This window comes from Paenibacillus zanthoxyli JH29, assembly GCF_000520715.1.
GTDB classification, from domain to species: Bacteria; Bacillota; Bacilli; order Paenibacillales; family Paenibacillaceae; genus Paenibacillus_AQ; species Paenibacillus_AQ zanthoxyli.
In genome coordinates this window covers 1-11,975 of sequence record NZ_ASSD01000534.1, presented here as the reverse complement: position 1 = coordinate 11,975, position 11,975 = coordinate 1, and the positions used below count along the sequence as shown (strand labels likewise).

Genomic DNA, 11,975 nt, shown 5'->3' with positions numbered 1-11,975 from the left:
CTGAAGTCACGAGTTTGCGAAAACGATGCATCAAATCTAATTGCATTTCATCTGATTATGTGCTAAATTTCCATTACTCGGAATTTCGATTATAATCGAACTTTAGAATCATATTTTTGATTGTTACTGGGGGATTAATTGATGAAGAAGGGTATCATTTATGCCGTCTTGGCCTATTTATCATGGGGGTTTCTGCCATTATATTGGCGCTTGTTCACAGCGATGCCCGCATGGGAAATTTTGGCGCAGCGGATTACCTGGTCTTTTGTATTCGTAGCCGTTCTCGTTACGGTGTCCAAACAGTGGAAACGGCTAAAGAGTGTAGGGTCAAGCCGAAGAAGCGCGGCCGCCATTGTTCTCTGCTCCATTTTTATCAGCCTCAACTGGTTTCTCTTCATTTGGGCCGTTAACAACAATCATGTGATCGAAACGAGCCTGGGGTACTATATGAACCCACTGATCAGCGTATTGTTCGCCGTCGTTTTCCTGAAAGAACGGCTGTCGCCGGGACAATGGCTGTCTCTCTTTCTGGCGGGCGCCGGCGTTCTGATAATGGCTGTTCAATACGGGCATATCCCGTGGGTAGCCATTTCTTTGGCGGTTTCTTTTGCCCTGTACGGTCTTGCCAAAAAGATTGCGAAGCTGGATGTTCTGCTCGGTCTGACCGGAGAAACGATTGTTGCGCTTCCCGTCGCTCTAGGCTACCTGTTCTACATACAATCGCAGGGAACGGGAACCTTCGCTTCTTTACCGCTTTTCTCGATCCTGCTTCTCATGCTTTCCGGTGTAGCGACAGCGATGCCTTTATTCTGGTTCGCCAAGTCCATGCAGCTGCTTCCGCTTTCACTCGTCGGGTTTATCCAGTATATCGCACCAACTACGAGTCTGCTGCTCGCCATTTTCTTATTTAACGAACCGTTCACGGAAGGGAATTTAATCAGCTTTTCATTCATCTGGCTGGCCCTAATTATTTATTCACTCGTTACATTCAAGAAGTCCAAAGTGAAGGCCGTACCGGTCAGTCAGGCAGATGCTCTTTGAGGAGGCTTTGGATATGAAAATGCTCCATCATCCGGACCGCCAGGATATACAGTTGTCCTCTGTGCTTTACGCCCTAAGCGACCCCGTCCGGTTATATCTGGTTGATGTAATCCATAAATCAGGAGAGCGAAGATGCGGGGATATCGCTGTTCCCGTTGTCAAATCCACCCTCTCCCATCATTACCGGACGCTGCGGGAGGCAGGCATTCTTCACGTTCGCGTGCAAGGCACCCAGCGCTTCTCCAGCATCCGCACGGAGGATTTGGAAGCCCGTTTCCCCGGACTGCTTGGATCGATATTGGATGCCTATCACGCTTCAGGGGAGGCAGAGCGGTTGACTGCGCCGAGCTAATTTCCATGCAAAGAACTTGTATAAAGAGGGGTATCCTATGCTATAGGAATGGCTGCCGGGACGATTTTTTGAGGGGGAATTTAGGCAGGTGTACTGGGTAATGTATTTCCAATCCCTGGGGCATGATGAAGCAAAGTATGAAAAAACCTGAGATTATGCATCTTTTGGCCGCCTGAGAATAGCTATGTATAACATGCCTACGGAAATGCAGGTTTTTCTCCGCTCAGCCTTAAATTCAGTCAGCACAGCCTCAAATTCCTGTATGATAGCAGGATTCCCCTGTGAATAAGCGTTTCGGGTAAAAAAAGCCTGCATCTTAGCTGTTTTGCAAGATGCTGAACTTAAATCACAACCACGATCGCCCTGATTCCTAACCCGGTTCGATGGAGAGGGCGACCAACAGAACAACAGAAGCCGGCAAGTCTTTCAATAACCGAAAGACCTGCCGGCTTCTCCACTTATGGGACAGCCCCTATATAGTCCATCCGTTCCCTGTCATCCCGGTCAGCTCTCCTTGCGGCTCAAAGGCTCGTACCTGAAGCCGTTCTATCCGGTTCACCCGAACCGAACCGCTGTCTGTATCCGCATTTGCGGCACAGTTCCTCCACCGCTTCCCTGCGGGAGAAGCCGTAGAACAGATTGTTCGCCCGTTCCCCCTCCACGATTTCGGAGAATGGCGTCTGGTGGATATTGCCGAGATTAATGACGCCCTCTCCATCCAGACAGCAGGGCACCACCGTCCCGTCAACCAGCACAGCGGCCTGACTGCGAAGGGCATGGCAGAACCCTTTGCCATCGTCTTCGGGCGCGCTAAGACTGGGCCACTCAAACTCATGGTCCTGGTTCAGATAGATCCGCTCGGCGATCTTCACGCTGCTGCCGGGAACGATTTTTTCCTCGATCTGGTAATCCAGCCCGAATGCCGATTCCAGTACGGACAGCGTCTCCCGGTTCCGGTTTCTTTGCAGATTCGTCAGATTGTCCGGCGTGAGATTCCACAGCCGGAAAGAGATGAAGACGCCCTGCGCCGCAGCTTCCTTGGCAAATCCAATAATATGCGAGAGATACCCTGCTCGGTCCTCGGAGCCCTCGTGTCCGTCAAAGCTGTGCAGCGAGAAGTTCATCTGGCGCAGCGCCGGCTTCCCCAGCAGCTTAGGCCCTGCTTTGCGGATCAGCGTGCCGTTGGTCGTAATGTTGACCTTGAAGCCTTTGTCATGCGCCGTGTCCAGCAGCTCATGGATTCTCGAATGCAGCAGCGGCTCGCCTTTGACATGCAGATAAATATGCGAGGTATGCGGCTTAATCTCATCCAGAATAGCGCTGAACGTTTCCGTATTCATAAACTTGGCCTGCCTTGCCGTTTGCGGGCAGAAGGTGCAAGCCAGATTGCAGACGCTTGTAATCTCGATGTATACCTTTTTAAATGTCTTCAAGCTCCGCTCTCCGTTTCTCTTACCATTGATCCGCGGGGTATTTCAGTCCCATCTGCCGCCGCGCCTCTTCCATAATTTCCGCCGCCGCGAGCGAGCAGGCATGCGAATTGACGGAGCTCTCGCACTCCCCTGCCTTCAGCAGGCGGATAAATTCCTGAGCTTCGTAGTACATCGACTCGTAAGTCTGCGGCACGGTCAGTTCTTCAACGATTCCGTCTCTATAGCGAATCTTAACCTCATACGGCTGACTGATTTTATCGATTATCATCGTGCCGTTCTCGCCCTGGATTTCTGCCGGGAGATAGGATTCGGTAATCTTGGAATACATCACGGCCGCATCCATATCGTTGTAGCCCATGACGATGCTGCCCTCGCCGTCAACGCCGGAGGACAGCATCACACCGGTAGCCTTCACCGTATCCGGCTTGCCGAACAGCACCACCATGGGGTAGAGACAGTAAATGCCGAGATCCATCAGGGCGCCGTTGGAGAATGCCGGGTTAAAGGCATTCAGCACCGTCCCCTGAAGGAAGGCGTCATAACGTGAAGAATACTGACAGTAGCTGGCGAAATAGCGCCGGATTCGGCCGATTTTATATAAATTTTGCCGGATAATTTCGAAGTTCGGAACCAGCGTTGATTTCATCGCTTCCATAAACAGCACATTATTGCTCCGCGCAACCTCGATTACGCGTCTCAGCTCCGCCGCGTTGGACGCAGCGGGCTTCTCGCACAGCACATGCTTGCCGTGGCTCATGCAGATCATCGCATGCTCGGCATGCAGCGAATTGGGACTTGCAATATAGACGGCGTCGATCTCATCGCTTGCCGCCATAGCTTCCAGGTCCGTGTAGACGGAGGCTCCCGCATACTTTGCGGCGAACGCCTGACCCTTCTCCTCGCTGCGGGAATACACGGCGGATAGCAGAAAATCTTCATTTTCCAGTCCCGACTTCAAGAAGCGGTCCGTAATCCAGTTGGTTCCGACTACGCCAAAACGAATGGTCATACAGCTATCTCTCCCTTGAGTGTCATTTTTCTATTCCATCCTTAGCCGATTTCGGCGGAAAGCGTATAGAAAGTCTCAAGCTGTCTGGTGATCTCCGCCTTGTCATGCTCGGTCACGGTCATATGCTGCGGCAGCGCGGACAGACCGGCGATTTGCGCAGGGAATTCCTGTTTGATGTCAAGCAGGGAAATCGCTTCGTCGAACTTGGCGGGATGCGCCGTCGCGAAAGTAATGCCAATCTCGCCCGGCCCGTTATGTTCTTCATAGGCGGCAATGCCGCAAGCGGTATGCGGGTCAAGCAAGTAGCCGGTTTCCTTCTTGTATTTACCGATGGTGCTCAGGCACTCCTCGTTCTTCACGCCAAGCGCGGCAAATTCGGACTGTACCTGCTCAAGCAGCGCCGGATCAACCGTAATGGCCCCTTCGCGCTGAAGCTTCGCCATGTAATCGGACACCTTCGCGGAGTCCTCGCCAAGCAGATAGTACAGGTAGCGCTCGAAGTTGCTGGCCACCTGGATGTCCATCGAAGGGCTGTACGTGCTTTTGAAACCGCCGGGCTTGTACTCTCCGGTCTTGACGAAGCGCTCCAGAATGTTGTTCTCGTTCGTGGCGATAATCAGCTTGCCGATCGGCAGCCCCATCTTTTTGGCGAGGTAGCCGGAGAAGATATTCCCAAAGTTGCCGGACGGCACACTGATGTTGACCGTCTTGCCCTGCGCCGCCTTCGGCAGATGCAGGTAAGCGTAGAAATAATAGACCGTCTGCGCCAAAATCCGCACAAAGTTGATCGAGTTGATCGCGCGCAAATGATACCGGCTCTTGAAGTCCAGATCGGCGAACAGCTCCTTGATGACTTTTTGGCAGTCGTCGAAATTGCCTTTGACCGACAGGTTGAGCACGTTCGCATCATCCACCGTCGTCATTTGCAGCTCCTGCACTTTGCTGACTTTGCCCCGCGGATGCAGAATACAGATCTTGATACCTTCCTTGCCGCGCACGCCCGCGATGGCCGCCGCACCGGTGTCGCCGGAGGTTGCGCCGAGAATGTGAATAATTTCGCCGCGCACTCTGGAAATATAAGAGTACAGCTCGCCCATAAACTGCAGCGCGACGTCCTTGAACGCAAAGGTCGGTCCGTGGAACAGCTCCAGCACATACAGCGAATCATTGATTTCTTTAAGCGGCGTCACTTCCGGATGGCGGAAGGAAGCATAGCTCCGCTCGACCAATTCCTTCAGGTCTTCGTCCGGGATCTCGCCGTTTGTATAATAGGAGAAAATCTTCAGGAACAGCTCCTGAAAGCTCAAAGACCGCCACTCCTCCAGCGTCTGTGCGGATACGGAAGGAATGACATCCGGAATCATCAATCCGCCGTCATCGGCCAGCCCCATCAAGACCGTATCAATAAAACCTTTCGGTTCGACCTTGCCTCTTGTACTAATATATTTCATTTTCTACTCAGCCCCCTGAATATTTCGCGCTTTCGAATTCATCCTATATATTAACACGTTTATGTGTTAAAGTCCGTTGTATTCTGCATGCTTTCGCCAGTTTCCCGTCAGTTTTCCGTCAATTTTCGCAATTCCTTCGCTAGCGGGCCGGATTCTGCAATTCTTTCCAGACCGTCTTATTGCTGTATTTCTTCTCTTCGCTGATATCCAGGCCGAACCAATCCGGCGGTGTGAAGCTTTGGGCTTCCTCCAGGGAATGAAATTCAATCTCGACAACCGACAGCTTCAGCTGATCATAGATGTCAATTTCCACCGTTATGCCGTCCCATTCGCCGGTAATGCGTTCCTTGATCAGCGGTACGGCCCGGACGGCGCGAATCATTTGTTCATACAAGCCCTGCGAGATTTCATATTCGATCTCCTCGCGGCTTATGCCGAGGCCGTTCTTGAAAGTATGGGTGTAATGCAGCTCGCCGGAACTAAGATCTTCAAGCTTGCGGACACGCAGCTCCTGCGGCCCGTCAATCGCCAAATAAGTCTGTTCGATGCGCTGCCGGCTGTGAATGCACAGCTTCCCCTCTTGAACGAGCTGCTGGGGAAACTCAGGAAGCAGGAACTTGCGCTCGATTTCCATTGCCATCTATATTTCTCTCCTTTTCGCGTGTCAGGTTAGTAAATTGTAAAATGGCGCTGAAAGGAAGTCAATCCGGGAACAATTTGTTAAAATAGAGTAATCGGTGCGAGAAATCGTATCAGTCTAAGCGTATACGGAGGCAACTTTTGTGGATTATATCATTCTGGACATTGAATTCAACGGCCGCAAGTTTGCCAGCGAGCATCCGATGGAGGTTATCGAGATCGGCGCCGTACGGCTGGACGCTTCGCTGCGTCCTGTCGACGAGTTCACTTCGCTGATCAGACCCGTCTATTTTGCCACTCTAAATTCGTTCATAAAGAAAAAAACAGGCATCCCGCAGGAAGAAATCGATATCGCCCCCCGCTTTCCCAAAGTCATTTCCGCGTTCCGGCGCTGGCTGGACCAAAGCCCGGACGGCGTGCTGCTGCTGACCTGGGGCGGGGAGGATATGAAGCGCATTATCCAGGATACCCGCATGCATAAGATGGATGACGCCTACTGGATGAAGACGCCTTACTACGATCTGCTGAAAGGTCTCCTGCGCGCCCGGGGACTGAAGAATGATATCAGCGTGGAAGGCTCTATGGAGCTTCTCGGCCTTGAATCCGCCGGCTCCGCCCACCGTGCGCTCGGCGATGCGCGCATGACGTCAGACATTTTCCGCGCACTCTACGGCGAGCTTGATCTGGATCAGGTGAAATATTACAAAGATACCTTCTCCAACGCCCGGGAGCGCAAGACGGTCAAGATCGCGATTAAGGCGATACTTTCACAAAAAATCATCCCCACCTGGGAACTGGTTATGGAGCATTATTTTGCCGGAAAAATTCCGCTAGACGACCCGCGCAAGGTTGAAGAGCTTCAGCGCTATTTTGCCGCGGAACTTGAGAAGATGCCCGCCCCTGGCGCTTTCCCCGCCCGCCCCGCTCCGGAGAATCCGAAAACTGAAGGCTAAACGCGGATTCCAGCCCTCCCCCTACCGTCATAACCCTTGCTCCGGCAAGGGTTATTCTGCTGCGCGATAAAACGTTTGACATTGACGCTGCGTAAAGGTGTACATTGAGTTTGTGAGGAGGTGCCATCACGGAATACACAGTGCAAAAGCTCGCATCACTTGCGGGAATCAGCGCGCGCACGCTGCGTTATTACGATGAGTTCGGGATTCTGAAACCGGCCCGAATCAACTCCTCCGGCTACAGGATATATGGCAGGCCCGAGGTCGATCTGCTGCAGCAGATTTTATTTTACCGCGAGCTGGGCCTCAGTCTGGAGAACATCAAGACAATCGTGACCTCGCCCTCGTTCGACGGAACGAAAGCGCTGAAGGAGCATCATGGCAAGCTGCTGGAGAAAAGAAAACAGCTCGACCTGCTGATCTCGAATGTGGAGAAGACGCTGGCCGACAAGGAAGGAAGGATTTCAATGAGCGATACCGAGAAATTTGCAGGCTTCAAGCAAAAACTGATTGACGATAACGAGCAGGCCTATGGCAAGGAAGTGCGCGAGAAATACGGCGACGAAGCCGTTGACCGTTCCAACAAACAGCTGCTGGGCATGACGGAGGAACAATTCAAAGCTGTTGGGCAGGTGGAGCAGGAGATGTTCGCTTCACTTGCGGAAGGCATGAAGACCGGCGATCCCGCCGGCGAACCGGCGCAGCATGCCGCCGATCTTCACCGGCAGTGGCTGACGTCGCACTGGGGCACCTATTCCCCGGAAGCACACGCCGGAGTCGCGCGGATGTATGTCGACGATGAACGCTTCACCGCTTACTATGATAAGCACACACCGGGTCTTGCTCTTTTCCTTAGAGACGCCGTACTCATCTACACCGCAAAGCAAAATAAATGATTCCACCGTGCATGAGAGGTACAGGGGCGCCCCTGTACCTCTCTTTTTCAGTGACCGGCTGGTGAACAAATTCACATGATCTTGCTGTAAGTTTCTGTGGACCTTATAATGAATTTATTCATTTAAAGCGGCAGTTCATGTAAAAGTTATCAGCTTCCGTCAGTAAGGAGTGAAATGAATGGACTTGCAAATTAACAATGATATCCCTTTACGTGAAAAGAATATTGTGCTTATCGGCTTTATGGGCGTCGGCAAAACGACAATCGGACGACAGCTCTCCGATAAGCTGTACCGCGATTTTATCGATATAGATCAGGAAATCGAGAAGCTTCACGGCATGCCGGTATCAAAGATCTTTGAATCGATGGGTGAGAAAGCCTTCAGACAGATGGAAAAGGAATTCATTACCAAGCTGTGCACCACCACCCGGCTGAAGATTATTTCTCTGGGCGGGGGCTCCTTTCTCCAAGAGGAAATCAAGCAGGTCTGCCTTGCCAACTCCATCGTCTTCTATCTCGATTTAAGCTGGGATTCCTGGAAAGACCGGCTGCAGCTCATCATGGACAGCCGCCCGGTGCTGCAGAACAAGACGCTAGAGGAGATTGAGCAGCTGTTCTACAACCGGCAGGCCATTTACGAAACCAATAATTCCAAAGTCTCCACCGACTCGCTAGACCCCGAAGAAATAGCGGACCATATTATCGATACGCTAAAGCTCGGCTGGGAGCTGTATAGTTAACGGTGGTTGCCTGAGAAAATACAAGAACCCATTACCTTTTTAACGGACAATGGGTTCTTTTCATGTGTAAGGATTCTCGTCCTGCAGGATTAAAGGCTGCGGTGCACCAGTTCCAGAGCAGTACGCAGCTCGGACACCGGAATCTGCCCCGGCGCCGACGCCTTTTTCGCCGATCCGAAGGTTAGAGCGGAGCCGAATACCTCTCCGGCAATCCGGCTGATCATGCCTTTTCCCGCCATCGACATCGTTATAACCGGGCAATCCGGGTGTTTCTCCTTCATTGTATAAGTTGCTTCAATCAGAGTTAGCACATCCCCGGCGTCAGCAGGCATCAATGCAATCTTTGGCAAATCTCCGCCAAGCTCCCGAGCCTTTTCCAGCCGCGAAACGATCTCCGCTTTAGGCGGCGTCTTATGGAAATCATGATTGGAAATAATGACATAGGCGCCCTGCTGATGCGCATAGTCAACAAGCGATTTTACGGTGTCGTCCCCGGTAAACAGCTCGACGTCGATAATATCGACCAGACCCGTAGAAGCGGCCACCCGGTTCAGTTCCGCATAATATTCTGTGGTAATCTCCTTTTCCCCGCCTTCTTTGGCGCTGCGGAATGTAAAGACGAGCGGGAGGTCCGGAATGATATTACGGATATCGGCAAGGGCAGCTTTGACCGCTTCAATATTCTCAACCTGATCGAAGAAATCCACCCGCCATTCTACTACATCGAGATCCAGTGATTTTAGCGCTTCGGCTTCTTCTTTCAACTCCGCTGCCGTTGCCCCGACCATCGGAACGCAAATCTTCGGCATTCCCTCTCCGAGGGTGACTTGTTTAACCTTAACCGTGCCGGTCATTGACTTCACTCCTTACTCATTCTCATAACAATTAAGCTTGAACCCCAGTAGAAACCGGATTAACAACTCTACGGTACCGCATATTTACGATTATCGCCAGCAGAACGCCGACAAAGGTAATGATTGCGTCAAACAGAATAATATTGCTGATGCTCGTCTTGGACAAAATGCCGGTAATCACGGGAATGGAGAATGTGGCCAGACTGGATGCCGTATAGACGATACCTGTAATTTTCCCCTTGCTGCTCGGAAATAGTTCGGACATCGTAGTCAACGCAAGCTGAAGCACCCCGCCAGCAGCCGAGAACCCGATCACAAAGGCAGAGATAACGCAGACAAGCGGAGTTCTTACCTGCCAGAGCACCAGCAGCGCCACAAAAGAAATGAACGGATACAGCAGCACGAAGGTCACGGGACGAACCAGGCTTTTGACAAGATAGGACGTAACGAATACTGCCAGAAGCGACCCGATACTGTAATAACTAATTAATTGAAGCGATGACGTCTTGGACATCTGCACGACCTGTTCGCCGTATTTGGGAAGCCAGACGGAAATCAGATAAAAAGTAGCTGTTGCGGTATACCCGATTAGAATCAGGCAGATTCCCTCAATCCAAAAATTCGGTTTGTTTCTGAATTTGCTGCCGCTTTCAGATGAGGCTGCCGGAGCTGCCTGGACTTTATGATCCGGGAACTTAAGACGAGATAGCACCAGCCCGTTCACAATAAAGATTGCGATACATAGCAGGAACGAATATCCGTAATATAGATCACTTGAAATCAGGAAGCTGATAATCAGCGGCAGTGCGAATTGTCCGGCGGAAATGAAAGCCTTAATGATAACATTGGCTGTACCCGGCGTTTCTGGAAAGGATTCCATCAGAGCAGGGTATGTTCCGGAATCCAATATCGAGTTGGCCATCCCCGCGAGCAGGGCGAAAATAAAGGCGACAGACACATTGGGAGCTATCAAAATACCGGCGAAGAACAGCGAGTAAATCGCCATTCCGGTAAACACGAACGGCTTCCGACCGAATTTATCGGATAACACGCCGGATACAAAGAGCACAAGCAGCCGACCAATTCCGAGCGCCGAAATGACATAAGCAACGCCGGTAGTGTCCGTATGAAGCTGTTTGGTTAAATAATCCATATTCTGCGCCATAATAATGGCGCCCATCCCATGCACAAAGTAGTTGATATACAGCGAAATTGCTGTCGGCATATATTTATTTTTCATCTGGTTCCACCCAATCTTTTCTTCATTATTAGGAAAATTTCTAGAACAGCAGCTCTTTGATATAGCCGACAGGCATCTCTTTGCCGGTCCAGATTTCGAAAGCTTTGGCTCCCTGCCACAGCATCATGCCCAGACCGTTAATTGTGCGGCAGCCTCTGGCTTCGGCCATTTCCAGCAGCTTGGTCTTCTTCGGAATATAAACGACATCCGATACCACCAAATCCGGACGCAGCATTGAAGGGTCGGAAACGAGGCATTGATCTTCAAGCGGCTTCATTCCTACACCGGTAGCGTTGGTAAAAATGACGCTGTCCGCAATTTCCCGCCGGAGCGCTTCCTGATCGTCAACATCGAACAGCTGCACTTTGCAGTCGGTCTTGGAGCGGATTTTCTCCACGGTCGCCTCAGCGCGGGGATAGAACTTATCCTTCTTATTGAAGATGGATATCTCCTTTACTCCGTCAAGAGCGGCTTGAATACAGATCGCCGTAGCTGCGCCGCCGCCACCGGTAATCGTCATCTTTTCGCCGATAATATTGATACCTTCCTCCTTAAGCGCGCGCATGTAACCCGTACCGTCCGTGATATGGCCGGTCAGAACGCCGTCGTCGTTAACCACGGTGTTCACCGAGCCTGCCAGCTCAGCGGCAGGAGACAGCTTGTCGAGATAATCCAGCACCAGCGATTTATTCGGCATGGTAACGTTGAATCCTCGAAGACCCAATGCCCGGAATCCCTTGATGACATCAGGCAGCTGTTCGTTGCCGACGCCAAAGGCCATATATGCGTAGTCAAGTCCAAGTTTAGCAAAAGCCTCGTTATGCATGGTTGGGGACAAGCTGTGGGCAATCGGAGTTCCCAGCAAACCTATAAGCTGCGTATAACCTGTAATGCGCTCTGCCATTCTTTTATTACTTCCCTTCGTGGTCAATTGATCTATTGTCTAGGAGTGTTCTCTCCTTTAATAGCGCTGCGGCTTACAATGCGCCGATTTTTTCCAAGGTCGAAATAATGTTGCGTCCCTCACGGATGCCGTCGAGAATTTTGCGGGTTCTGAAGCTGTCGCCGATGTTTACAACCTCGACATTGCGCTGCAGAAAATGGCTCTGCAGTTCGGCCAGACCGGGATTCTCCGGTTTCATGCCCAGGCAGACAAAGCCGTAGTCAAACGCGAACTTTTTGTCCTCGCCCTCATAGTTGACTTTGAAATGATCTCCCGCCACTTCCACCAGCGCTGTATGCGTATGGACGGATACATTCTTGTCCTTGATCATCTGCATCATCGACAGCTTGGTGATTAGGTCCAGGTCTCTGCCAAGCTCCGGCAGGCGTTCGACGATCGTAACCTCGGCTTTCCGTTCCGCGAAA

13 protein-coding genes are annotated in these 11,975 nt (G+C 51.5%); 5 read left to right on the top strand and 8 right to left on the bottom strand.

Going from position 1 to position 11,975, the window contains the following annotated elements:
- The first annotated feature begins 141 nt into the window (after nucleotides 1–141).
- Entirely contained in the window at nucleotides 142–1,041 is a 900-nt protein-coding gene (rarD, locus tag L691_RS0120720) for an EamA family transporter RarD (RefSeq protein WP_025692257.1), read from the top strand.
- A gap of 13 nt (nucleotides 1,042–1,054) precedes the next feature.
- Nucleotides 1,055–1,393, top strand: a complete 339-nt coding sequence (locus L691_RS0120715; RefSeq protein ID WP_025692256.1) for an ArsR/SmtB family transcription factor — start codon at nucleotides 1,055–1,057, stop codon at nucleotides 1,391–1,393.
- Nucleotides 1,394–1,914: 521 nt separating this feature from the next.
- Here L691_RS0120715 and L691_RS0120710 read toward each other — a convergent pair.
- The 4 genes from L691_RS0120710 to L691_RS0120695 form a co-directional block, all read right to left on the bottom strand.
- Nucleotides 1,915–2,826, bottom strand: coding sequence for a radical SAM/SPASM domain-containing protein (locus L691_RS0120710; protein WP_025692255.1), 912 nt, complete (start codon nucleotides 2,824–2,826; stop codon nucleotides 1,915–1,917).
- 19 nt (nucleotides 2,827–2,845) lie between these two features.
- The gene (locus tag L691_RS0120705) at nucleotides 2,846–3,835 is read right to left on the bottom strand and encodes a Gfo/Idh/MocA family protein (RefSeq protein ID WP_036737527.1); all 990 of its coding nucleotides are present in this window, start codon (nucleotides 3,833–3,835) and stop codon (nucleotides 2,846–2,848) included.
- 41 nt (nucleotides 3,836–3,876) lie between these two features.
- On the bottom strand, nucleotides 3,877–5,286 hold the full coding sequence (gene thrC / locus L691_RS0120700) for a threonine synthase (protein ID WP_025692253.1): 1,410 nt from the start codon (nucleotides 5,284–5,286) through the stop codon (nucleotides 3,877–3,879).
- A gap of 139 nt (nucleotides 5,287–5,425) precedes the next feature.
- Entirely contained in the window at nucleotides 5,426–5,926 is a 501-nt protein-coding gene (locus L691_RS0120695; RefSeq protein WP_025692252.1) for a CYTH domain-containing protein, read from the bottom strand.
- Between the two features lie 142 nt (nucleotides 5,927–6,068).
- Here L691_RS0120695 and L691_RS0120690 point away from each other — a divergent pair, with 142 nt between their 5' ends.
- From L691_RS0120690 to L691_RS0120680, 3 genes are all read left to right on the top strand, one after another.
- Complete coding sequence (locus L691_RS0120690; protein ID WP_025692251.1) at nucleotides 6,069–6,878, top strand: 3'-5' exonuclease; 810 nt, start codon at nucleotides 6,069–6,071, stop codon at nucleotides 6,876–6,878.
- Nucleotides 6,879–7,018: 140 nt separating this feature from the next.
- Nucleotides 7,019–7,774: a MerR family transcriptional regulator gene (locus L691_RS0120685; RefSeq protein WP_025692250.1), complete on the top strand. Its 756-nt coding sequence runs from the start codon at nucleotides 7,019–7,021 to the stop codon at nucleotides 7,772–7,774.
- 184 nt (nucleotides 7,775–7,958) lie between these two features.
- A complete protein-coding gene (locus tag L691_RS0120680; protein WP_025692249.1) occupies nucleotides 7,959–8,513 on the top strand; it encodes a shikimate kinase in 555 nt (184 codons plus the stop codon).
- Between the two features lie 89 nt (nucleotides 8,514–8,602).
- Here the strand turns inward: L691_RS0120680 and aroD are convergent, their stop codons facing one another.
- From aroD to L691_RS29620, 4 genes are all read right to left on the bottom strand, one after another.
- Nucleotides 8,603–9,367, bottom strand: coding sequence for a type I 3-dehydroquinate dehydratase (gene aroD / locus L691_RS0120675; RefSeq protein ID WP_025692248.1), 765 nt, complete (start codon nucleotides 9,365–9,367; stop codon nucleotides 8,603–8,605).
- Between the two features lie 31 nt (nucleotides 9,368–9,398).
- A complete protein-coding gene (locus L691_RS0120670) occupies nucleotides 9,399–10,607 on the bottom strand; it encodes an MFS transporter (protein ID WP_025692247.1) in 1,209 nt (402 codons plus the stop codon).
- 40 nt (nucleotides 10,608–10,647) lie between these two features.
- A complete protein-coding gene (locus tag L691_RS0120665; protein ID WP_025692246.1) occupies nucleotides 10,648–11,511 on the bottom strand; it encodes a shikimate dehydrogenase in 864 nt (287 codons plus the stop codon).
- Between the two features lie 73 nt (nucleotides 11,512–11,584).
- Nucleotides 11,585–11,975 (bottom strand): FAD-dependent oxidoreductase (locus L691_RS29620; protein WP_036737518.1); only part of this gene is annotated, 391 nt, incomplete at its 5' end.